Consider the following 23,792-nt stretch of genomic DNA (forward strand, 5'->3'; position numbering starts at 1 on the left):
CTTACTTCTGCATCTCTTCGTAGTTGCGCATCACATCGTCCAGGCCGCCGACGTTGAAGAACGCCTGCTCCGGGATGTGGTCGACCTCGCCGGAGCAGATCTTCGAGAAGCCTTCGATCGTGTCGGCAAGCGGCACAGTCGAACCGGGAACCTGAGTGAACTTCTCAGCGGTGTAGGTGTTCTGCGAGAGGAACTGCTCGATGCGACGGGCGCGGTGAACGACGAGCTTGTCCTCTTCACCGAGTTCGTCGACGCCGAGGATGGCGATGATGTCCTGCAGCTCCTTGTTCTTCTGCAGGATCGCCTTGACCTCGTTGGCCACGCGGTAGTGCTCGTCACCGACGATCAGCGGATCGAGGATGCGCGAGGACGAAGCCAGCGGGTCGATCGCGGGGTACAGACCACGGGAAGCGATGTCACGGCTGAGCTCGGTGGTCGCATCGAGGTGAGCGAACGTCGTGGCCGGTGCCGGGTCCGTGTAATCGTCGGCGGGGACGTAGATCGCCTGCATCGAGGTGATCGAGTGACCCCGCGTCGAGGTGATCCGCTCCTGAAGCAGACCCATCTCGTCAGCCAGGTTGGGCTGGTAGCCCACGGCGGAGGGCATGCGACCCAGCAGGGTCGAGACCTCGGAGCCGGCCTGGGTGAAACGGAAGATGTTGTCGATGAACAGCAGCACGTCTTGGTTCTGCACATCGCGGAAGTATTCCGCCATGGTCAGGGCCGCCAGGGCCACGCGCAGACGGGTGCCTGGCGGCTCGTCCATCTGCCCGAAGACCAGTGCGGTGTCCTTGAACACGCCCGCCTCGTCCATCTCCATGATGAGGTCGTTGCCCTCACGGGTGCGCTCACCCACACCGGCGAACACCGAGGTGCCCGAATGGTTGTGAGCGATGCGGAAGATCATCTCCTGGATGAGCACGGTCTTGCCGACGCCGGCGCCGCCGAACAGACCGATCTTTCCACCCTGCACGTAGGGGGTCAGGAGGTCGATGCTCTTGATGCCGACCTCGAGCATCTCGGTCTTCGACTCGAGCTCATCGAAGGCCGGTGCCGGGCGGTGGATGGGCCAGCGCTCGGAGATCTCGAGCTGCTCACCGTCGGCGAGGTTGAGGCAGTCACCGGTGGTGTTCCACACGTGGTGCTTGGTGACGTCACCGACGGGCACCGAGATCGGTGCACCGGTGTCGACGACTTCCTGACCGCGGACCAGGCCGTCGGTCGGCTGCAGCGACACGGCGCGGACGAGTCCGTTGCCCAGCTGGAGGCCGACCTCGAAGGTCAGCTTGCGGGTGCCTTCGGACAGCTCCACCGAGGTGGTCAGTGCGTTGTAGATCTCTGGCACGGAGTCGAGCGGGAACTCGATGTCGACAACCGGGCCGATGACTCGGGAAATCCGACCGAGGGCTGTGCCCTGTGCCGGAGAGGTTTCCGTTGCTGTGGCAGTCATGGTCTCTTTCTCTCTGCTCTCGCCGGTCAGTCGCCGGCTGCCGATGCCGCGAGGGCATCCGCCCCACCGACGATCTCGGTGAGTTCCTGGGTGATTTCCGCCTGGCGAGCCGTATTGGCCAACCGGGTGTAGGTCTTGATGAGATCGTCCGCGTTGTCCGTGGCCGTCTTCATCGCGGCCTGGCGCGAGGCCTGCTCGGAGGCCGATGCGCTCAGCAGCGCCGAGAGGATACGCGAATCGATGTACCGCGGCAGCAATGCGTCGAGCACGGCTTCCGCACTGGGTTCGAACTCGTAGAGAGGGAACGCAGCGCCATCATCGGTCGACTCGGCCGCTCCACCCGTGCTCGCCTCGTCGGCGTCGACGACCTCGAGCGGCAGAAGTCGCCGGTACTCGGGATCGTGATTGACGCTCGAGACGAACTTCGTGAAGACGATGTAGATCTCGTCGAGACCCGCGTCAGGATTCTCCGGATCGAAGTCCTCCAACAGTGCCTCACCGATCTCCCGAGCCACCTCGGCGGTCGGGTTCTCGGAGAAGCCGGTCCAGGCGCGTTCGATCGGACGATCGCGGAAGGTGTAGTAGTTCTTCGCCTTGCCGCCGACCGTGAACAGCTTCACGTCCTTGCCCTCGTCGTGCAGAAGTCGGACAAGCTCTTCGGCCTCGCGCAGCAGATTCGCGGAATAGGCTCCCGCGAATCCACGGTCGGGTCCCATGACAAGCACTGCGGCCCGATTCACGTTCTCCGATTCCGTGGTCAGCACGTGATCGACGTTAGACTCGCTTGCGACCGCCGAGACCGCGCGGGTCAGGGCGTTCGCATACGGGCTCGCCGCCTGTGAGCGGGCGATGGCCTTCTGAATCCGCGAAGCAGCGATGAGCTCCATCGCCTTGAAGATCTTCCTCAAGGACTGTGTCGAGCGGATCTTCTGTTTGAAGACCCTCTGCTGGGCTCCCATCAGTTCTTCCTTTCGCCGTTACGGAACAGGTTCAACGCTTCTGCCGAACGATCTGCTCCTGCTCGACATCATCCGCAGAGGCAGCGGCGGTGTCTTCGCTGCCGGCCTTCGATCCACCCTGATCCGAGCTGACGAACTCTTCGGAGAATCCGGCCAGAGCGGACTTGAGCTCTTCGGTGGTGTCGTCATCGAGCTTGAGGGTCTCACGAATGGTCGTGAAGATCCCGGTCTTGCGTTCGATGTACTCGTGGAGCTCGGATTCGTACCGCAGGACATCCTCGACAGGGATCTCGTCGAGGTAGCCGTTGGTGCCGGCGAAGATCGACACGGTCTGCTTCTCGAACGGCATCGGAGCGTACTGACCCTGCTTGAGCAGCTCGGTCAGACGTGCGCCGCGAGCCAGATCGCGCTTCGTGGCCTCGTCGAGGTCGGAGGCGAACATCGCAAACGCCTCGAGCGACCGGTACTGAGCCAGCGAGATCTTCAGCGTTCCGGAGACGCCCTTGAGCGCCTTCGTCTGTGCGGCACCGCCAACGCGGGAGACGGACACACCGACGTCGACAGCGGGGCGCTGACCGGCGTTGAAGAGGTCCGACTGCAGGAAGATCTGACCGTCGGTGATCGAGATGACGTTGGTCGGGATGAACGCTCCGACGTCGTTGGCCTTGGTCTCGATGATCGGCAGACCGGTCATCGAACCGCCGCCGAGCTCGTCGGAGAGCTTCGCGCAGCGTTCGAGCAGACGCGAGTGCAGGTAGAAGACGTCACCCGGGTAGGCCTCGCGGCCCGGCGGACGACGCAGGAGCAGCGACACCGCACGGTAGGCCTCGGCCTGCTTCGACAGGTCGTCGAACACGATGAGGACGTGCTTGCCGTCGTACATCCAGTGCTGACCGATGGCAGAACCGGCGTAGGGCGCCAGGTACTTGTAGCCGGCGGGGTCGGAAGCGGGCGAGGACACGATCGTCGTGTATTCGAGCGCGCCGGCCTCTTCGAGGCTGCGGCGGACGCCGGCGATCGTGGAGCCCTTCTGGCCGACGGCGACGTAGATGCAGCGGACCTGCTTCTTCGGGTCGCCGGTCTCCCAGTTGGCCTTCTGATTGATGATCGTGTCGATGGCCAGAGCGGTCTTACCGGTCTTGCGGTCGCCGATGATCAGCTGACGCTGTCCGCGTCCCACCGGGATCATCGCGTCGATGCTCTTGTAGCCAGTCTGCATCGGCTCGCGCACTTCCTGGCGATCCATCACGCCTGCGGCCTGGAGCTCGAGCTCACGACGACCGACGGTTTCGATGTCGCCGAGACCGTCGACGGGACGACCCAGCGGATCGACGACGCGACCGAGGTATCCGTCGCCGACCGGGATCGAGAGGACCTCGCCGGTGCGGTAGACGTTCTGTTCTTCGGCGATTCCGGAGAATTCACCGAGGATGACGACGCCGATCTCCCGTTCGTCGAGGTTCTGGGCCAGACCCAGGGTGCCGTCTTCGAAACGGAGGAGTTCGTTGGCCATGGTTCCGGGCAGACCGGAGACGTGGGCGATGCCGTCACCAGCGGTGACGACCTTGCCGACCTCGGTCTTCTCCGAGCTCTCCGGGTTGTACGAATCAACGAACTTCCCGAGAGCGTCCCGGATCTCTTCCGGGCGAATTGTCAGTTCCGCCATCTGGTTTCCCTGCTTCCTTTACTCAAATCTTGCGTCCGACGACCGGTGGGCCGCCTATGCCGGAGGAGCCGGCCACTTGTGTCAACCTGCGAGCTTGCGCTGCACATCGGCCAGTCGATCGGCCACGGTGGAGTTCATCATCTCGTCGCCGACCTGGACCCGGACTCCCCCGAGGACACTGGGGTCGACCTGAACATTGAGCACGAGTTCGCGACCGTAGCTCGCCGACAGGGCCGACTGCAGCTTCTCGGTCTGCGCCTCGGTCAGCGGCTTGGCGACGGTGACGTCCGCAACCGAGCGCTGCTGCCGGGCCGCGAGGATGTCGCTGTACTGATCGAGTGCGGTCGCCACGCGGAGGCCGCGCGGATGCAGTGCCGCCTGAACGATCAGGGTGATGGTGTCGGGGCTGGCCTTGCCGGAGAGCAGATCGGAGACGAGGCTCCGCTTGGTCTCCGCCGGCGCGTCCGAATCGAGAGCACGAGCGAGTCCGTGCTCCGATTCCAGCAGGCGCGCGAAACGGAAGACTTCCTCTTCGACCTGACCGAGTTCGCCATTGCCCTGGGCAGCGGCTGCCACGGAAGTCACGCCTGCGACTTCCAGGCTCGTGACCAGATCCTGGGTCCGAGCCCACCGCTGGCCGACGGCCGCATCCACGATGCGCAGAACCGCATCGCCGGTCCGAGTCGAGAACAGAGTCCGCAGCAGCTGCTGCTTCTTCTCGGCCGACTCGGACGAGTCCGCCAAGGCCTTGCGCAGCCCGACACTCTCCGCCAGCACTCCCACGACGGCGAGTGTGCCTTCACCGATGCCTCGGGGGTCGCCCGCCGAGATCTCGGAGTTCGCGGTTTCGAGAACGGCCTGCAGGGACAGTCTGCTCGACTGGAGCATCACGCCCCCTTGACCGGCTGTGCGGAGGAGTCGGACTCGAGATCGGCGATGAAGCGATCGACCACGTTGGCCGAGCGCTGATCATCGGTGAGCGACTCACCGACGATGCGCGAAGCCAGGTCCGTGGCCAGGGTGCCGACCTCGGAACGCAGCTGCACCATGGCGGCCTGGCGTTCGGCGTCGATCTGGGTCTGTGCCGTTGCGATGATGCGATCAGCCTCGGTATGAGCCTGCGCCTTCATGTCGGCGATGATCTGAGCGCCCTCTTCCTGAGCCTCGGCGCGCAGTCGTGCAGCCTCTGCACGACCGTCGGCGAGCTGCTTCTGATACTCGGCCAGAGCCTGATCGGCTTCGGCCTGGACCTTCTCAGCCTTCTCAATGCCCCCCTGAATGCGCTCGGCGCGCTCATCGAGGGTCTTGTTGAAGGCCGGCAGGACGTACTTCCAGACAACCAGGAAGACGATCAGCAGGCAGACGGCACTCCAGACGATGTCGTACAGCGCGGGGAGAAGCGGGTTCTCCTCGGATGCGACGATGGTAACCGGAGTCATCTTTCAGTCCTCTTCGAGATCAGGGCAGGAAGAACGGGGTGGCGATACCGATGAGGGCCAGGGCCTCGATCAGAGCGATACCGAGGAACATGTTTCCGCGCAGGGCGCCGGCCATCTCGGGCTGACGAGCAGTTCCCTCGATGGTCTTGCCGATGACGATACCGACACCGATACCGGGACCGATGGCGGCGAGGCCGTAACCGATCGTCGAAACGCTACCTTCAACTGCGGCGAGCATATCCATAGGATGCTTTTCCTTTCATAATGGAGTCGGGTGGTTGGCCCGACCGTGCAACTCGTGAGTTACGGTTCTGGGAGCTATCTCAGTGGTCGTCCGAGATAGCGGCATTGATGTAGACGCAGGCAAGCAGAGCGAAGATGTACGCCTGCAGGACGACGACCAGCATCTCGAGGAGGAAGACGAACATTCCTCCAGCGAAGGTGAGGATGGAGAAGAACTGGAACCCGTTCGACGCGTCGAAGAGGAAGAAGCTGGTCGCCGAGAAGCAGAGGACGAGCAGCAGGTGGCCGACCATCATGTTCGCGAAGAGTCGAATGGCAAGCGTGAACGGCTGGGTGACGAACTTCGTGATGAATTCGATCGGGATGAGCAGGATGTGCATGGCCGGCGGAACGCCGGGCAGGATGAGCGCATCCTTGAGGTAGCGGCCGAGGCCCTTCTCGGCGATGCCTGCCCAGTGGTAGGTCACGTAGACGACGAGCGTGAGGACGATCGGCAGTCCGATGACGCCGGTGCCGGGCATGTTGAGGAACGGGATGAGCTTCGTGACGTTCCAGAACAGGATGCCGAAGAAGATCGCCACGATGAGCGGCATGAACTTCTTCGCCTTGTCCTTGCCCATCGTGTCCTCGGCGATGCCGACGGTGACGAATTCCATGGCGAGTTCCATCGCCGACTGGAAGCGCGTGGGAACGAGCTTCATCCGCTTGGCCCACACCGCGAGGAGGATGACGACGGCCACCGTAGCGAGGATACGGATGGCCATCACGCGATTCATCTCGAACGGAGTGCCCTCGAAGAGGAATGCCGCCGGAAAGAATTCCGCCATCGATGGCGCGTGAAAGCCGCCTTCAGCAGCACTGATCGTTGTGTTCGCGGCGTTGAGTGTTCCCACGTTGTTATTTCTCTCCCATGGTCAAGGGCCTTGATGGCCTGGCCTTGGCCGCGCAGTCAACGCACGGCTTGAGGTTCAGGAGCGACAGAGGGCGAACTTGCGCCCTAGCACCGCAACTACTCTACCAATTGTAGAGAGTCACCGACAAATTCATCAGGCTTCTCTGTGCAATTTCTGTCAGCGATTTTATCCGACACGTCATCACCTGGTCGACAGGGGCTTCGCAGGGGTTACCGAACAGTCAGCTGATCGGCCGTTCGAATCAGAACCGGCACGCTGCCGACGATACGTCCCGGCGAGGACAGCCGAACCGGAAGCCCGCTGTCACACCCCCTACTTCGCGTCCGGATCGACGTAGGGGACGCGTCCCTTGACGACGGTGACCGCCTCGACGATGGAGCTGCCGAGCACGGCGACGACGATGGTCAGGAACGCCACGGTTCCGTCGAGCCAGGTCGCGTCCTTGATCCGCCAGATGACGATCATGAAGATGAAGGCTTTGAACAGGAAGCCGACGCCGAGCAGTCCGGCGATGGTCGTCAGTCCCATGTTCCGACCCAGGTACATGGTCACCAGCGTGATGATGATGAAGACCGCGGCCAGTCCCCCTCCCACGGCTCCCCCGACGAGACCGGGCGTGCCCGCAGCGAGCCTGCCGATGCCCATGCCGAGGGCGGCGACGACGATGACGAGTACGATGCCGCGCACGAGCAGCGACCTCCAGACCCTGGTCCAAGCGGCTTCGACTTCGGTCTCGGGGCGCGGTGTCGGGTCTGTCACGAGATTTCCTCTCTGGCTTTCTGACGCATTCGCAGGGGGTAGAACGTGAAGATCAGAGTGATGGCGACCAGGCCGCCGATGACGCAGGCGACGAAGAACCACCCTTTGAACAGGAGCAGCACCGAACCGAAGGCGATGAGCGCGGTCCAGGTATAGAGGATGAGTACGGCACGAGCGTGTGAGTGGCCGAGCCGCAGCATCCTATGGTGGAGGTGTTTGGCGTCGGCGGAGAACGGTGACTGCCCGGCACGCAGACGGCGCACCACCGCCAGCCCGAGGTCGAGCAGCGGCAGGAACATCACGGCGATCGGCAGAATGATCGGCATGAAGGTGGCGAATGCCCTCTCCTGACCGATGAGGGCAGGGTCGACCTGCCCGGTCACCCGAATCGTCGAGGCGGCGAGCAGCAGGCCGATGAGCATCGATCCCGAGTCGCCCATGAAGATCCGCGCGGGGTTGAAGTTGTGCGGCAGGAAGCCCAAGCACGCTCCCACGAGGATCGCGATGATGAGCGAGGCGAGGTTGGCATACGACTCCGGTGAGGCATCGCGGGCGAGCCAGTAGGAGTAGATGAAGAACGCGATGCCCCCGATCGCGACAACGCCGGCGGCCAGACCGTCGAGTCCGTCGACGAAGTTGACGGCGTTGATCGTCACGAGGACGACGAGGACGGTGATGATGAGCGACATCCGCGGGGAGCCGATGATGACTCCTCCGAAGGGGATGGACAGCAGCGCCACGCCCTTGATGGCCATGAAGCCGGCGGCCAGCGCCTGTCCGGCGAGCTTGGCCATCCAATGGAGATCCCAGATGTCATCGATGACGCCGAGCAGACAGAGCAGTCCGGCGGCTCCGGCGATGCCGATGATCGGACCGGGTTCGACGAAGATCCGCTGCAGGAACGGCGTCTGGGAGGCGAAGACGAGGCCGACGATCAGCCCACCGAACATCGCCACTCCGCCCAACCTCGGCGTGGGGACGGAATGCACGTCGCGGGCCCGCAGAGGTGAGAAGATCCGCCCCCGCTCGGCCACCCGCTTGACCATCGGGGTCAGCAGGTACGCCACGAGGGCGGAGACGATGAGGATGAACAGGTAGGCGCGCACTCAGCCGTCCAGGTCGATGAGGTCGGGGACGATCTCGCGCAGCTGATCGGCAGTAATCGGTCCGGGCCGGACGATGCGCGGGGTGTCGCCGCTGAGGTCGATGATCGTCGAGGACATCCCCGACTCGCGGGCTCCCCCGTCGACGTAGATGTCGACGTCGTCTCCGAGCATCTCCTGCGCATCGTCGGCGTTCTGAGCGGCCGGTCGGCCGGAGATGTTCGCACTCGAGACGGCCAGAGGCCCGGTCCGGGCGAGCAGGGCCAGGGCGTATTCGTCGTCGGGCATGCGCACGGCCACGGTTCCGTGGGTGTCACCGAGGTCCCAGTCGAGCGAGGGCTGCGCGTTCGCGATGATCGTCAGCGGACCGGGCCAGAATTCGGCGGTGAGTGCCAGCAGAGTCTCATCGACGCCGTCGATGAGACCGAAGATCGTCTCCGAGCGGGGAACGAGGACCGGTGGAGGCATGTCGCGCCCGCGGCCCTTCGCTGCGAGCAGGGCCGCGACCGCGGAGGCGCTGAAGGCATCCGCGGCGATCCCGTAGACGGTGTCGGTGGGGATGACGAGCAGACTGCCCGTGTCGGCCACACGCGCACACTCGTCGAAGACGAGGTCGCGGATATCGGCTTGGCTGACGTCGAATCGTCTCGACACGAGTTCTCCGTTTCGAATCTCTTGGCAGTGGTTGAGCGGTCAACGGCCGTCGCTCGCCGTGCGACGAGCGACCGTATAGCGGTCGCGTCCAGTGTAGTCCGGGTAGGTCGCAGGCTGTCTCAGACTGGCCGAGGCATCGAGCAGTTCACGTGCTCCGGGCCCCTGCTCCTCACTATGCTCCATGAGGAACAGTCCGCCGGTTCGCAGCAGCGCCGCGGCCTCGGCGATGATGAGAGCCGGGATCTCGAGTCCGGTGGTGCCGCCGTAGAGTGCGGCGGCAGGATCGTGTTCGGCGACTTCGGGATCCTTCGGGATCGCGGCATCCGGCACATACGGGGGGTTCGTCACGACGACGTCGGCCCGTCCGATGAGCTCGGGATGACTCTGCGTGATCGACGTGGCATCCGCTGCGAGGAATTCGACAGTGGAATCGCCGAGGCTGACCCGTTCCAGATTCGTCTGTGACCATTCCAGCGCCGCGGGTTCGCGTTCGATGCCGAGGACGTCGACTCCCTCGTGTTCGCTGGCCAGTGCCAGGGTGATCGCCCCTGATCCGGAGCACAGGTCGATGACGAACGGCCGCTCGGATCGCTGACGGTCGGAGAGCTCGGCGAGGGCGGCACCGACGAGGAGTTCGGTCTCCGGTCTGGGGACGAAGACTCCCGGTCCGACCTGCAGTTCGAGATGTCGGAAGTGGGCGACCCCGGTGAGATGCTGCAACGGGATCCGCTGCCGCCTGGCTGCACAGAGTTCGGCGAACGCAGTGGTGACCTCGGCCGGCACCGACTCGTCGAAGAGTCGTCGGCGGCCCAGAGTCGCTGAGTCGATGCCCCAGGCGTGGGCGAGCAGTGCTGACGCATCGACCTCCGGGGCGGGAACTTCTGCTTCGCGCAGCAGAGTGACGGCTCCGCGCAGCAGATCGCTCACGCGTGCGGGCGCTCCGGTGTCCAGTTCACTCCCCCAGGGCGTCGAGGCGCGCGGCCTTGTCGGCGTCACGGCAGGATCCGATGACAGGGTCGAGTTCTCCGGCGAGCACCTGGTCGAGGTTATAGGCCTTGAAACCCGTGCGGTGGTCGGTGATCCGGTTCTCCGGGAAGTTGTAGGTGCGGATGCGTTCGGAACGGTCGACTGTGCGCACCTGGGAACGGCGGATGTCGGCGGCCTCGGCTGCGGCCTCCTCGGCCTGTTTCGCCAGGATCCGGGCTCGCAGCATGCGCATGGCGGCCTCTTTGTTCTGCAGCTGGGACTTCTCGTTCTGGCAGCTCGCCGTGATCCCGGTCGGCAGATGGGTGATCCGGACGGCGGAATCCGTCGTGTTCACCGACTGTCCGCCGGGCCCGGAGGAGCGGTAGACGTCGATGCGCAGATCGTGTTCGTCCAGGTGGACCTCTTCGGGCTCATCGACCTCCGGGAAGACGAGGACGCCGGCCGCTGAGGTGTGGATGCGGCCTTGGGATTCGGTCACAGGAACGCGTTGGACACGGTGGACGCCGCCTTCGAACTTCAGCCAGCCGTACGCACCGTCGTCCTTCGCTTTGACTGCCAGGGAGACGTCTTTGTAGCCGCCGAGGTCGGAGTGCGTGGCGTCGAGGAGCTGGCTCGACCAGCCGTGGGAGTCGATCCACCGCTGGTACATGCGCAGCAGATCGCCGGCGAACAGCGCGGACTCCTCGCCGCCCTCACCGGCCTTGATCTCGATGATCGCATCGCGGGCGTCATCGGGATCGCTCGGGACGAGGAGGTCTCTGAGCTCACCCTCGACGGCCGACATCTCCTCGGAGAGCCGTTTCGCCTCGGCGGCGAAGTCGGCATCGTCCTCTGCCAGCTCGAGGGCGGCCGAATGGTCGGCCTCGAGCTGGGAGAAGCGCCGGGCGGCCTCGGCGACCCTATTGAGCTCCGCGTACCGCCTGGTCAGCTTCTTGGCCCGGCCGGCGTCAGCGTGGACGGCGGGATCGGAGAGTTCCTCCTGCACCCGCGCATGCTCATCGAGCAGAGCGCTGACGCTGGCCGTGAGGGTGGAATCGGCCATCTCAGTTGTTGTCGGTCGAAGACTTCGGCAGAGGCGTGGTCTTCTGAACCTGCATGAGGAACTCGGCGTTCGAGCCGGTCTCCTTGAGCTTGGACATGAGCAGTTCGACGGCCTGCTGCTGCTCGAGACCCGAGAGGAGTCGGCGCAGCTGCCACATGACCTTCGTCTCTTCGCCCGTCATCAGCATCTCTTCGCGGCGGGTGCTCGACGCGTTGACGTCGATGGCCGGGAAGATGCGCTTGTCGGCGAGCTGACGGCTCAGGCGCAACTCCATGTTGCCGGTGCCCTTGAACTCTTCGAAGATGACCTCGTCCATCTTCGAACCGGTCTCGACCAGCGCGGTGGCGAGGATGGTCAGCGAACCGCCGCCCTCGATGTTGCGTGCGGCACCGAAGAACTTCTTCGGCGGGTAGAGAGCGTTCGCGTCGACACCGCCGGAGAGGATGCGGCCCGAAGCCGGCTGGGCGATGTTGTAGGCGCGGCCGAGGCGGGTGATGTTGTCGAGCAGAACGACGACGTCGGAGCCCATCTCGACGAGGCGCTTGGCCCGTTCGATGGCGAGTTCGGCGATCGTCGTGTGGTCGTCGGCGGGACGGTCGAAGGTCGAGGCGATGACCTCGCCCTTGACCGCGCGCTGCATGTCGGTGACTTCCTCGGGACGTTCGTCGACGAGGACGACCATGAGGTGCGCTTCGGGGTTGTTCTCGGTGATCGCGTTCGCGACCTGCTGCATGATCGTCGTCTTGCCCGCCTTCGGGGGTGCGACGATGAGTCCGCGCTGTCCCTTGCCGATGGGCGTGATGAGGTCGATGAGACGTGTCGAGTGCAGCTTCGACGTGGTCTCCAGACGCAGTCGCTCCTGCGGGTAGAGCGGAGTGAGCTTGGAGAACTCGACGCGCGAGCGGGCGTCGTCGACGGTCAGACCGTTGACGGAGTCGAGGCGGACGAGCGCGTCGAACTTCTCGCGCTTGTTGCCCCGCTGTTCGTTCTCGCGCGGCTGGCGGATCGCGCCGGCGACGGCGTCGCCCTTGCGCAGGCCGTTCTTGCGCACCATGGAGGCCGAGACGTAGACGTCGTTCGGTCCCGGCAGGTAGCCGGAGGTGCGCAGGAAGGCGTAGTTGTCGTGGACGTCGAGGATGCCGCCGACGGGGATGAGCACGTCGTCGTGACGGATGTCCGGCTCGTCATTGCCGCGGCCGCGACGCTTGCGGTCCCGCCCGCGTCCGCGGCGGTTGCCGCGGTCGTCATCGTCGTTGTTGTTGCGACCCCGACGGTTGTCACGGTCGTTGTTGCCGTTGCCCCGGTTGTCGCGATCGCCACGGTTGCCACGGTCATCCCGGTTGCTGCCGCCGCGGTCATTGCGATCGTTGCGGTCGTCCCGGTTGCTGCCGTTGCCGCCGCGGTCGTTGCCGCCCCGGTCATCGCGGTCACCGCTGCGGTCGTTGCCGTCGCGGTCGTTCTGGCGATTGCGACGATCGTTGTCGCGACCGCCGCGGTTCTCACGGTCGGCGCCGCGGTCCTGGCGTCCCGACCGCTCGGCCGATTCGTCCGAATCCTGTTCGCGGGACTCGTTCTGGTCGGATCCGCGTGAGCGCGACCGGTTCCGGCGGGACCGCTGACGGTCCTGGTCGCCATCCTTGTCCTCGTGCGATTCCGCCGCCGGCTTCTCGGGGGCGGAATCGCTCGCGGCGGGGGCATCGTTGCTGGGTTCGACGATGAGTACCGGAGCATCCTCGGTCGGTGCGGACTCGGCGGGCGCGGCCCGACGCGAGGAGCGGCGATTCGCCGGCTCCTGCTTCGGCTCGTCCTTCTTCTCCGCTGACTTCCCCCGAGCTGCGGAAGCGGCGGACTTCTTCTCGGCGGGGGCGGAAGCGCCCGATCCGCCCGAATGGCTGTTGATGGCGTCGATCAGTTCGCTCTTGCGAAGTCGACGGTAACCCTTGATTCCCAGACCCGCTGCCATTTCCTGGAGCTGGGGCAGCCGCAGCGCTGTGAGGCTGCCGCTTCGCGGCGTGGAATCGTGAGTGGTGGTTTCAGACACGAAGGTCCTTCTCCCTCTTTCGGCCGTGCGGCATGTGCCGTTTGCTCACGGCGACGGAAACACCATTGACGGTGCGTTGTGAAAGAAAACCTGCAAAAGAATGAGCAGGAGATGTTCCGGAATGTATGACATCGGCATCGGACCCGTGAAGAACAGCGGGAGACCGTGCACGACGGAACACCCTCAGTCTACTTGTTCGTCGGCGATCACGCGAATCGTTTCGTCAACTTTCTCGGATCACCCGATATCCCCCGAGGTCAATGGCGGTCCGACGGCAGACGACGCCGTCGGGCACCGCCGCATCGGGGACGGAGTCGGCGAGGACGAGGACCGTGGGACCGGCCCCCGAGATGACCGCCGGCAGGCCGCGGTCGCGCAGTGCGTCGACGAGGGCCATGGACTCAGGGTAGGCGCTGCGTCGGAATTCCTGGTGGAGCCGATCGTCGGTGGCGTCGAACAGCGCCGAGGTGTCGTTGACGAGGCCATGGATGAGCAGTCCCGCACGGGCGGAGTTCTCCGCCGCGACCGGGTGAGCGATGTCCGCGGGGATGAGGCCGCGGGCGATGTCCGTGTCCAAGCGGACGGAGGGCACGAGCACGGTGACGGCCTCGAGCGTGCGCACCGGCACCTGCCAGGACCGGGCCGGACCCGAGAGAGAGACGGTGAGCCCGCCGAAGATCGCCGGAGCCGCATTGTCAGGGTGTCCCTCGTAGTCCGTGGCGATCTCGAGGATGCGTTCGCGAGTGACTGCCTGACCGGTCGCCCAGTGCCCGAGTTCGGCGGCCAGTCCGATTCCGGCGACCACCGCGGCGGCCGAGGATCCCAGGCCCCGTGAGTGCGGGATCCGGTTGTGACAGTCGAGTTCGATCCGGTCGAGCAGGCCCGGCTCCGCGTTGGGGAATTCCGCGGCGAACACCTCGGCGAGGACTCGCATGACGAGATGGGTGCGGTTGCGTGGGAGCACGTCGGCGCCCTCCCCCGTGACCGTGACGCAGTTCGCCTCGTCGACGGGTGCCTCACGGACGCTCAGGGTGAGCGTGTCGACGAGGTCGAGGGCGAGGCCGAAGGCGTCGTATCCGGGTCCCAGATTCGCCGAGGTGGCCGGGACCTCGAGTCGCAGGCGCACGCTCAGCTGTCCTCGAGGCCCAGGGCGCGGGCGGCGCTGACGGCGTCGACCGAGACCCGCAGCGGCTCGATCTCCGAACCGTCGGTGGTGTGCAGGGCCCAGGAGGGGTCCTTCAGCCCGTGCCCGGTGACGGTCACGGCGATCGTCGCGCCGGCGGGGATGCTGCCGGCTTCCGCCTTCTTCAGCAGTCCCGCCACCGAGGCGGCCGATCCGGGTTCGACGAAGATTCCCTCTTCGCGGGAGAGGAATTTGTGGGCAGCGAGGATCTCATCGTCGGTGACCGATTCGATGAGTCCGCCGGAGTCCTCACGTGCGGCGACAGCCTGAGTCCAGCTGGCGGGATTGCCGATGCGGATCGCGGTCGCGATCGTATCGGGTTCGTCGACGGGATGGCCGAGGACCAGCGGGGCGGCGCCGGCGGCCTGAAAGCCCCACATCTGCGGCAGCTTCGTCGCGACGCCCAGCTCGCGGTACTCGTTGTAGCCCTTCCAGTAGGCCGTGATGTTGCCGGCGTTGCCCACGGGCAGGACGTGGATGTCGGGAGCGTCGCCGAGGACATCGACGACCTCGAAGGAAGCGGTCTTCTGGCCCTCGATGCGGTCGGGGTTGACCGAGTTGACGAGGTGGACGGGATAGGACTCGGAGAGCTTGCGGCACAGCGTCAGGCAGTCGTCGAAGTTGCCGTCGACCTCGAGCAGCGTGGCACCGTGGGCGATCGCCTGGCTCATCTTGCCCGGAGCGATCTTGCCCGTGGGCACGAGCACCGCGCACGTCAGTCCTGCCTTCGTGGCGTAGGCCGCGGCGGATGCGGAGGTGTTGCCCGTCGATGCGCAGATGACCGCCTTGGCCCCATGTGCCACGGCCTTCGTGATCGCCATCGTCATCCCGCGGTCCTTGAACGATGCCGTCGGGTTGAGTCCCTCGTATTTCACCCACACCTGGGCGCCCGTGACCTCGCTGAGCTTCTCCGCTCTGATCAGCGGGGTGCCGCCCTCGCCGAGCGTGACGGCCGGGGTGGTCTCGGAGATGTCGAGGAGGCTGCGGTATTCCTCGACCACGCCCTGCCACTGGTGTCTGGGGTAGTTCATTCTCACTGTCCTTCTACGCGGATCACGGATTTGACGGCGTGGACGACGGGCAGATCGCTGAGCCGATCGACCGTCTTCCTCAGTATCGAGTCGGTGTTCGAGTGGGTGGCGAGCACGAGCTTGGCGTGCTGCACTCCGTCATCATCGATCTCACCGACCGTCTGGCGCATGAGCTCGATCGAGGCGCCCTCATCGGCGAAGACCTCGGACACCGCTGCCAGCACACCGGGCCGGTCGACGACATCGAGAGTGATGTGGTAGCGGGTGGTGATCGACGAGATCGGCAGGATATGCGAATCCGAGTGGAAGGGCCGCTCGTACTGTCCGCGTCCGCCGAGCACCTTGCGTCGGGCCACGGAGACGAGGTCGCCGAGCACGGCCGAGGCGGTCGGGGCTCCGCCGGCACCCTGTCCGTAGAACATCAGTTCGCCGGCGGCTTCGGCCTCGATGAACACCGCGTTGAAGGCTCCGCGGACGGACGCCAGCGCATGGCTGCGATCGAGTAGCGCGGGATAGACGCGTGCCGAGAGCCCGGCTCCCGTCGGGGACGAAGCCACACGCTCGCATACGGCCAGCAGTTTGATGACGAAGCCCTGGTCGCGCGCGGTCTGGACCATCTCCGAGGTGATCCCTTCGATCCCTTCGACGTGGACGTCGGCGATCGACACGGGCGCATGGAATGCCAGCGAGGACAGGATCGCGGCCTTCGCAGCGGCATCGTGTCCGCCGACGTCGGCGGTCGGATCCGCCTCGGCGAAGCCGAGTTCCTGGGCCGTCGTCAGCGCCCGGTCGAAGTCCCAACCCTCGGAGTCCATCTGATCGAGGATGAAGTTCGTGGTGCCGTTGACGATGCCGATGATGCGTTCGATCCGGTCCCCGGCCAGCGAGTCGCCGACGGGACGGATGATCGGGATGGCCCCGGCCACGGCCGCTTCGTGCTCGAGGCGAACACCGGCAGCATCGGCCGTGGACATGAGTTCGCCGTAGCTGGCGGCCAGCAGCGCCTTGTTCGCGGTCACCACCGACGATCCCTGCTTGAGGGCTGCGAGGATGAGTGATTTGGCCGGTGCGATCCCGCCCATGAGCTCGACGACGATGTCGGCACCGGTGATGGCAGCCTCGGCGTCGGTCGTCAGCAGCGCGGGGTCGATGCCGGGACGGGGCTTCGATGCGTCCCGGACGACGACGGCACTGAGTTCGAGCGGCGCGCCGATGCGTTCGGCCAGACCGTCAGCGCGGTCCTGAATCCGCGCGGCGACCTCCGAGCCGACGACTCCGCATCCGAGCACGGCAACCTTGAGTGCCTGCATATCCTCACCTTTTCCGCTGTTGAAATCGACGCTCATCTGCTCTCCGCCTCTCCCCCGGACATCCCGGGGTCCGTGGCGAACATCAGCGAGTGGTCTTCGGGCTTGACGATCCACTCAACTCTATCGGCATCGACCGCGAGCACTCCCGGCCGGGGCAGATGATTGTAATTGCTGGCCAGCGATCGGCAGTAGGCGCCCGTGGAGGGCACTGCGACGAGATCGCCGGCAGCGACGTCGGCGCCCATATATTCGTCGCGGACGATGATGTCGCCGGATTCGCAGTGTTTGCCGACGATGCGCACGATCGCGGGTTCGGCACTCGAGGCGCGATTGGCCAGTGTGCACGAATAGTCGGCGTCGTAGAGAGCGGTGCGGATGTTGTCGCTCATACCTCCGTCGACGGCGACGTACGTCCTGATTCCGTTGTCGGTGCTCACCTGTTTGACTGTGCCGACCTCGTAGAGCGAGAACACCGCCGGGGAGACGATGGCGCGACCGGGTTCGATCGAGATCCGCGGCACGTTCGTGCCCAGTCCGCGGCACTCCTTGGCCACCACCTCGGCGAGCTCGGCAGCCATCTCCGCGACAGGGATCGGGGTGTCCTGGCTGGTGTAGCGGATGCCGAAGCCGCCGCCGAGGTCGACGTCGGGCAGGTCGATTCCGTGCTCGGCCATGATCTCGGCGCGGAAGGCGAGGACACGGGAGGCAGCGACCTGGAAGCCGGAGATATCGAAGATCTGTGAGCCGATATGGGAGTGCAGTCCGTCGAGTCGCAGGTGCGCGGAGTCAGCGACCAGCTGTGCTGCCCGGGCCGCGGTTCCGTCGGACAGGGACAGACCGAACTTCTGATCTTCATGGGCGGTGGCGATGAAGTCATGCGTGTGAGCCTCGACGCCGACGGTCACCCTGAGCATGACCGGTGCGAGAACCCCTCTGGCCGCGGCGATCGCTTCGAGTCTGGCCACCTCGTCGAGACTGTCGACGAAGATCCGCCCGACCCCGTAGTCGAGAGCGTATTCGAGCTCTGCGACGGACTTGTTGTTCCCGTGCAGACCGACACGCTCACCGGGGACGCCGGCGGCGCGGGCGATCATCATCTCCCCCATCGAGCAGGTGTCGAGGCCGAGGCCCGCTGCATGGACCCAGCGGGCCACCGCGGTGCACAGGAACGCCTTGCCGGCGTAGTAGACGTCGGCGCCGGCCAGTCCCTTCTCTGCCGAGAAGGCGGCAGAGAAGGTCGAGACGTAGGACTCTGCGCGGGAGCGGAAGTCCGCGGCGTCCATCACGAAAGTGGGGGTCCCGTATTCGGCGGCGAGGTCGGTCACCGAGTGACCGGCGACGGTCAGCACACCGTCGGCGTCCTTCGTCACATTGTCCGACCACAGGCTCGGGAGCAGAGCGTTGACGTCATCGGGGTAGGGCAGCCACACCGGGGCCGGGGTCGCGTGGAGCGTCCCTGCGATATGAGCGGGCATCAGATCCTCTCCGGCGCCGCGGCGCCCAGTTGCTTCAGTCCTGTCGCTAGGACGATGATGGCGGCACTGACCAGGACGAGCCTGGATGCGTGCCGGGCGGTGATGGGTTCGTCGACCGTCGGCGTCACCGGACATCGGTGCAGCCAGACCTCGGCGGCATCCGCGACCTCGGTCAGCGCCGCGACGAAGAGCGCCGGATCTCCGAGGCGAAGCGACCGGGTGAGGCGGCCTCGGACCGCGGCCAGGGCGTTGAGCAGACGCGTCTCACTGGGGTCGACGAGGACCGAGTCGTCGCTGGTCTCGACCGTGATGCCGGCGGCATCGGCGCGGCGCCTCTCCCGGCAGACTGCGGCATGTCCCTGTTGGAGGACGGCGACCGTGTCAGGATCGGCAGGTCGGTGTGACCACCTCGGTGATGGTGCGACCTCCCCGTGGACTGCGGAAGATAATGCCGAGGTGTCCGCGGCGATGAGGTCGAAGGCGATCCGCGCGCGTGCGGCCGGTGTGAGCGTGATGTTGATGAAACCCGGTCCGGCGACGGCTGCGGCGGCCACCTCGGGATAGGACTGCAGATGAGCGCAGATATCCGTGGCGAGTTCCAGGCGGCGGTCCGGATCTGCTGCGGCGCGCAGCGCTGCAGTGGTCGTCCAGTCTCCGAGTTCCGGTCGGGACGGGGGCGTGACGGTGATCTCGGCCGCTGCGAAGCCTGTCGCCGTGAGATCGGTGTCGGCCAGCACCAAAGCGCGCGCAAGTGCGGTCTGCAGATCTTCCGGGGTCACTCGAACAGAGTACTCGGAGCGGCTGCGTCGGCACGAATCATCCGTCATCTTCGCTCTCATGACGAGACACGGCAGCGACGAGGCCTCGTCTCGGGGCTGAGACATCCCGCGTCGTCGCCGACTCAGATCGCACCGGGACGACACGCCGCGCGGCTGACGAGGAACTTCACGACGACCGAGACGAGCACCACGGCGAAGGCGGGCGCCATGCTGTCGAAGCTCTGGATGAGGAACGCGAAGATCAGCGGGCCGGTGGCTGCCAGCAGGTAGCCGCCGCCCTGGACGAAACCGGACAGGGATGCCGCCGACTCCGCGTCCCGGGCACGCAGCGTGATGAGCGTCAGCGCCAGGGGGAACGTCGAGATGCCGATGCCCAACAGCACCGTCCACACCACCGGCGCGACGGTCGGAAACAGCCACAGCCCGATGTAGCCGACGGCGAGGCTGAGGCAGAAGGCGACGACGATGAGGTAGGCAGAGGTCATCTTCTGCGCGAGGGCCGGGAGGACGAATCCGAGGACCAGCGGGATGGCGGTCACCAGCGCGAGCATCGCACCGGCGAAGGCGGCATCGAAGCCCGAGCGGGTCAGCAGGGTCGGCAGCCAGGTGAAGAGGATGAAGTTGTTGAACGAGGTCAGTCCCGTCATCGTCATCAGCGCCCAGGCGCGGCGGCTGCGCAGCAGACGGGCCAGCTCACTGCCGCCGACGACGGCGGCGGCCACCTCGGCCGTGGGAGCCGAGCGGAGGGCTCGGACGACGATCCAGACGCACACTCCGAGGGCGGCGAAGCCGGCCCAGACGAGCAGGGAACCGCGCCAGCCGACACCGTCGGCCAGCGGAACAGCCACGAGGGGCGGGATGAACGTGCCGAACTGGAGCAGTCCGACGTGGACGGTCGACATGAGTGCCACCCGGTCCGGGAAGTACGACTTGACCAGGGGCGGGAGGACGACGTTGCCGATGCCCATGCCCAGCAGCGCGAGCACGCTGAGTGCGAGGAACAGCGTCGGGGAGTCGATGAGGGCTCTGATGCCGAGGCCGACCATCACCATGACCATCGCGGCCAGGGTCAGACCGAGACCGGAGAAGCGGGAGTAGAGGCGCGGGGTGAGGAAACCGCTGAGACCGTAGAGCAGCGGAGGAAGCATACCGATGACGGCGAGGAAGACCGCACCGAGGTGGATCTCCTCCCCCATGACGTCGAGCAGCGGAGAGAGGCCGGTGACTCCGGGCCGCAGATTGAATGCGGCGATGACGATTCCGAGGATGATCAGAATACGAGTCCACGCAGAGTTCATGACCTCTTTCCTATCAGACCGATGGGTCCCTCCTGCCGCGCGGGGTCAGCAGTCGGGTGCGCGGGTTCAGTAGTCGAGTTTGAGTCCCTCGACCGGGGACAGCCGCGCAGCGCGGCGCGCAGGCGCGAGAGCCGAGAGGATGCCGGCGACGATCGCCACGCCGAGGATGCCGAGGAACGACAGCGGCGAGAAGTCGACGATGAGGTCGGTGGAGTAGTCGTGGGTGAGCAGGCGAGTGCCGACCAGGCCCAGAGCACCCCCGAGGGCGAGCCCGATGAGGGCCGCGACCGAGGAGATGAGCACGGCCTCGAACGCGAGCAGGGCACGCAGCTGCCCGATGCTCAGCCCGAGGGCGCGCATGAGGGCGTTCTCCCGCCTGCGTTCGATGACCGAGAGGCTGACCGTGTTCGACACGCCGATGAGGGCGATGAGGACGGAGACGAGCAGCAGTGCCACAGCCCAGGCGAGCATGACGTCGATGAGTTCGGAGAACGCCCCGCGGGCGACCGCCGAGCCGTTGACATCGTCGCTCGGCACGTCGAGCGCCTCGGCGACCGATTGCCGGATCCTATCGATCTCACCGACGTCGACGTCCTCGTCGAGGCGGACGAGCACGGCCGTCGTCGTCGCCGAGACCCCGAGCGAGTTGCCCACATCGGGGGTGGTGAAGAACGCGAGACTGGACAGGCCCTCTCGCTGCACCGGAACGGCCCGTTCGTTGAGACCCTTCACCCGCACCGTCGCATCGGGATAGTCCTCGGGAACGACGACCCGACCGGGCACCAGATCGGCCGCGGAATCGCCGAGGACGGTCGCCGCGGACTCGGGGTCGAGCACGAAGATCTCCGGACGGTCCCCCTTGAACTCCTCGACCGCCTCGGCGCGGTGAGCCGAGACTGCATAGGCGACTCCCGGGATCTCCCGCACCTGCTCGAGTTCCTCATCGTCGACGAGGCCGGACAGCGACACGGACACATCGACGGGATACCGCTGATCGAGGCCGTGGCCGAGCGTCGCCTTCGTCGACTGCCCGCCCACGAGGATCGTCGCGACGAGGGTGACGCCGATGATGAGCGCTGTCGCGGTCGTGGCCGTGCGACGCGGATTGCGCAGAGTGTTCAGGGTCGCCAGCTGGCCCGGCACGCCCCACGGGCTGAACAGGACTTCGCCGATCCATCCGACGACCGGGGGGATGATCTTCGCCGAACTGACGATGAGCCCGGTGACGATGAGCCCTCCGCCGACGGCCCCGCCGATCACCCAGGACTGCGCGGTCGAGATCGCATAGAGCGAGACGACGATGAGGGCGACGCCGGTGATGATGAGCACGAAGCCGATGATGTGCCGCGGCCGGCTGCGCGTCGACAGTGTCAAGGAGGCGTCGAACGGCTGCAGTGCCTCGAGCGGTGTCACGGCGATCGCGCTGCGGGCGGGGCGGATCGTAGCCAGGATCGTCAGCAGCGCACCGACGGCGACGCCGGCGACGAGGGCGGAGACCGGAACGGTGAGAGTGTCATAGGGGAATTCCTCCGGCCACCAGCGCACGGCCGCGAACATCAGTCCATGACTCACGCCGACACCGGCGAGGACGCCGAGAATCGATCCGATGAGACCGACGGCGAGTCCCTCGGCGACGACGGAGCCGTACATCTGGGCGCGGGAGGCGCCGAGACAGCGCAGCAGCGCGAGTTCGCGCCGTCGACCGGCCACGATGACCGAGAACGTGTTGGACACCACGAGGATGGCGACGACGACCGAGATGCCGGCGAAGACGAGCAGCAGCGCGGTGACCACGGCGTTGCCGCCGGAGAGTCGGTCGGTCTTGACGTCGACGGCATCGGCGACCTTGAGGGCCTCGAGGCTGCCCTTGAGATCAGAGGAGTCGACGACCGTCTGCAGTTCGGAGCGCACGCGTTCGGGGTCGGCACCGTCGGAGAGCGCGATCTGGATGGCGACGACGTCGCCCTGCTGGGCGAAGTACTCCTGGTAGCCCGCGGCCGTCGTGAGTGCGCGGTCGGCTCCCGGCAGTGCCGGGTCCTCCCCCATCTCGGCGAGACCGACGACTGAGAAGGTCACGCTGTTGTGGCTCGGACCGCGGTAGATCGGCATGTCCTCGTCTCCGGACTCCACCGGAACCGAGTCCACGGTGAAACGGATCTCGTCGCCGATGCCGACGTCGAGGCTCTGGGCGGTGCGGGAGTCGAGGACGAGGTCGGTCGTCGAGGCGGGTCGGTGACCGGCGACGACTCCGAAGGTGTCGAGGCGCTCATCGGTCGGAACAGGGGAGAGTGCGAAAGAGCTTTCGGAGAAGCCGGTCGACCGGCCGGTGGTCATGGTCCGTGCGGACAGCGAGGCGGAGTCGACTCCGTCGATTTCGGACATGGGAGTCAGCAGCGGGGCTGCGGAGTCCCCACCGACGAACACGTCCTGAGCGGGGATGACCGCGAGGTCGGCGTGGGAGAACGACCGGCCGACGGCGTCTTCGAGGCTGGTCTGCAGAGAGGAGTTGATGATGAGCGTCGTGGCGACGAAGCCGGCGGCCAGGGCGATGCCGAGGCCGATCGCGAGGAAGCGCGCCCAGTGGATCCGGATCTGCGCCAGGGCGACAGCGATCACAGAGAACTCAGTTCGCTCAGTGCGCTCACGACGCGCTCCCGAGTGGGTTCGCGGACCTCACCGGTGGCGTGTCCGTCCTTGAGCAGGACGACGCGGTGGGCATGCGAGGCTGCCATCGGATCGTGGGTGACCATGATGATCGTCTGGCCGTAGAGGCTCGTGGCGCGGCCGAGCAGGGAGAGCACCTCGGCGCCGGCATGGGAGTCGAGATTTCCGGTGGGCTCGTCGGCGAAGATGACGTCGGGGCGGGTCAGCAGCGCACGGGCCACGGCGACTCTCTGCTGCTGACCACCGGAGAGTTCGTGCGGACGGTGCCCCAGCCTGTCGCCCAGTTCGAGGCGTTCGACGACCTCCGCCTTCCATTCTCTGTCGATCCTCTTCCTCGCCAGCGACACGGGCAGCTCGATGTTCTGCTCCGCGCTCAGCGTCGGGACGAGGTTGAAGGCCTGGAAGATGAAACCGACTCGGTCGCGGCGCAGCTGCGTCAGCTGCCGATCGTTGAGGCGGGTGATGTCCTTCCCGCGCATGATGATCGACCCCGAGTCGACTCGGTCGAGTCCGGCCAGGACGTGCATGAAGGTTGACTTGCCCGAACCCGAGGGGCCCATGATGGCGGTGAAGCGGCCCATCTCGAAGTCGACGCTGATGTCGTCGAGCGCGTCGACCGCGGTGTCTCCGCGTCCGAAGGACTTGCGCAGATTCTTCGCCTGCAGAATGACGTCGGGGGTCGCCGAGTCCGAGGTCACCGAGTCGGGAGCGAAGTCGTCAGCGGAGGGAGAGTCGGCGGCAGGAGCCGTACGGTCGGTCTCATCGGATCGGTTCGACATCGAGGCCTCACATCGC

General features: G+C 66.0%; 21 protein-coding genes. All 21 read right to left on the reverse strand.

All coding sequences use genetic code 11. The features are described from left to right. Position 1: 1 nt before the first annotated feature. Entirely contained in the window at positions 2–1,450 is a 1,449-nt protein-coding gene (gene atpD / locus HK401_RS14230) for a F0F1 ATP synthase subunit beta (protein ID WP_181275318.1), read from the reverse strand. 26 nt (positions 1,451–1,476) lie between these two features. Beyond that, entirely contained in the window at positions 1,477–2,409 is a 933-nt protein-coding gene (locus HK401_RS14235) for a F0F1 ATP synthase subunit gamma (protein WP_181275319.1), read from the reverse strand. A gap of 31 nt (positions 2,410–2,440) precedes the next feature. Continuing rightward, on the reverse strand, positions 2,441–4,075 hold the full coding sequence (atpA, locus tag HK401_RS14240; protein ID WP_181275320.1) for a F0F1 ATP synthase subunit alpha: 1,635 nt from the start codon (positions 4,073–4,075) through the stop codon (positions 2,441–2,443). A gap of 81 nt (positions 4,076–4,156) precedes the next feature. Then, on the reverse strand, positions 4,157–4,963 hold the full coding sequence (locus HK401_RS14245; RefSeq protein ID WP_181275321.1) for a F0F1 ATP synthase subunit delta: 807 nt from the start codon (positions 4,961–4,963) through the stop codon (positions 4,157–4,159). Further along, the gene (locus HK401_RS14250; protein ID WP_181275322.1) at positions 4,963–5,514 is read right to left on the reverse strand and encodes a F0F1 ATP synthase subunit B; all 552 of its coding nucleotides are present in this window, start codon (positions 5,512–5,514) and stop codon (positions 4,963–4,965) included. The genes HK401_RS14245 and HK401_RS14250 overlap by 1 nt, the downstream gene beginning before the upstream one ends. 19 nt (positions 5,515–5,533) lie before the next feature. Beyond that, positions 5,534–5,758: a F0F1 ATP synthase subunit C gene (gene atpE, locus HK401_RS14255; protein WP_101572413.1), complete on the reverse strand. Its 225-nt coding sequence runs from the start codon at positions 5,756–5,758 to the stop codon at positions 5,534–5,536. Positions 5,759–5,837: 79 nt separating this feature from the next. Further along, positions 5,838–6,584, reverse strand: a complete 747-nt coding sequence (gene atpB / locus HK401_RS14260) for a F0F1 ATP synthase subunit A (protein ID WP_181275452.1) — start codon at positions 6,582–6,584, stop codon at positions 5,838–5,840. Between the two features lie 399 nt (positions 6,585–6,983). Next, positions 6,984–7,430: a Cg1360 family ATP-synthase-associated protein gene (locus HK401_RS14265; protein ID WP_181275323.1), complete on the reverse strand. Its 447-nt coding sequence runs from the start codon at positions 7,428–7,430 to the stop codon at positions 6,984–6,986. Further along, the gene (locus HK401_RS14270) at positions 7,427–8,536 is read right to left on the reverse strand and encodes an MraY family glycosyltransferase (protein ID WP_166971389.1); all 1,110 of its coding nucleotides are present in this window, start codon (positions 8,534–8,536) and stop codon (positions 7,427–7,429) included. The genes HK401_RS14265 and HK401_RS14270 overlap by 4 nt, the downstream gene beginning before the upstream one ends. Continuing rightward, on the reverse strand, positions 8,537–9,187 hold the full coding sequence (locus HK401_RS14275; RefSeq protein ID WP_181275324.1) for an L-threonylcarbamoyladenylate synthase: 651 nt from the start codon (positions 9,185–9,187) through the stop codon (positions 8,537–8,539). Positions 9,188–9,226: 39 nt separating this feature from the next. After that, entirely contained in the window at positions 9,227–10,114 is an 888-nt protein-coding gene (prmC, locus tag HK401_RS14280) for a peptide chain release factor N(5)-glutamine methyltransferase (RefSeq protein ID WP_181275325.1), read from the reverse strand. Positions 10,115–10,139: 25 nt separating this feature from the next. Further along, on the reverse strand, positions 10,140–11,216 hold the full coding sequence (gene prfA, locus HK401_RS14285; protein ID WP_181275326.1) for a peptide chain release factor 1: 1,077 nt from the start codon (positions 11,214–11,216) through the stop codon (positions 10,140–10,142). A 1-nt stretch (position 11,217) separates the two neighbouring features. Beyond that, positions 11,218–13,257, reverse strand: a complete 2,040-nt coding sequence (gene rho, locus HK401_RS14290; RefSeq protein WP_181275327.1) for a transcription termination factor Rho — start codon at positions 13,255–13,257, stop codon at positions 11,218–11,220. Positions 13,258–13,480: 223 nt separating this feature from the next. Then, a complete protein-coding gene (gene thrB / locus HK401_RS14295; RefSeq protein WP_309136003.1) occupies positions 13,481–14,383 on the reverse strand; it encodes a homoserine kinase in 903 nt (300 codons plus the stop codon). A gap of 2 nt (positions 14,384–14,385) precedes the next feature. Further along, positions 14,386–15,471, reverse strand: a complete 1,086-nt coding sequence (thrC, locus tag HK401_RS14300) for a threonine synthase (protein WP_181275328.1) — start codon at positions 15,469–15,471, stop codon at positions 14,386–14,388. A 2-nt stretch (positions 15,472–15,473) separates the two neighbouring features. Beyond that, positions 15,474–16,817, reverse strand: a complete 1,344-nt coding sequence (locus HK401_RS14305) for a homoserine dehydrogenase (protein ID WP_258234221.1) — start codon at positions 16,815–16,817, stop codon at positions 15,474–15,476. Beyond that, the gene (gene lysA / locus HK401_RS14310) at positions 16,814–18,256 is read right to left on the reverse strand and encodes a diaminopimelate decarboxylase (RefSeq protein WP_181275329.1); all 1,443 of its coding nucleotides are present in this window, start codon (positions 18,254–18,256) and stop codon (positions 16,814–16,816) included. Before lysA ends, HK401_RS14305 begins: the two co-directional genes overlap by 4 nt. After that, a complete protein-coding gene (locus HK401_RS14315; RefSeq protein ID WP_181275330.1) occupies positions 18,256–19,035 on the reverse strand; it encodes a DALR anticodon-binding domain-containing protein in 780 nt (259 codons plus the stop codon). The genes lysA and HK401_RS14315 overlap by 1 nt, the downstream gene beginning before the upstream one ends. Before the next feature lie 122 nt (positions 19,036–19,157). Further along, positions 19,158–20,333, reverse strand: a complete 1,176-nt coding sequence (locus HK401_RS14320) for an MFS transporter (protein WP_181275331.1) — start codon at positions 20,331–20,333, stop codon at positions 19,158–19,160. A 66-nt stretch (positions 20,334–20,399) separates the two neighbouring features. Beyond that, the gene (locus HK401_RS14325) at positions 20,400–22,949 is read right to left on the reverse strand and encodes an ABC transporter permease (RefSeq protein WP_181275332.1); all 2,550 of its coding nucleotides are present in this window, start codon (positions 22,947–22,949) and stop codon (positions 20,400–20,402) included. After that, complete coding sequence (locus HK401_RS14330) at positions 22,946–23,776, reverse strand: ABC transporter ATP-binding protein (RefSeq protein WP_181275333.1); 831 nt, start codon at positions 23,774–23,776, stop codon at positions 22,946–22,948. Before HK401_RS14330 ends, HK401_RS14325 begins: the two co-directional genes overlap by 4 nt. Positions 23,777–23,792: the final 16 nt, after the last annotated feature.

The sequence above is a fragment of the Brevibacterium oceani genome, from assembly GCF_013623835.1.
In the GTDB taxonomy this organism is placed as follows: domain Bacteria; phylum Actinomycetota; class Actinomycetes; order Actinomycetales; family Brevibacteriaceae; genus Brevibacterium; species Brevibacterium oceani.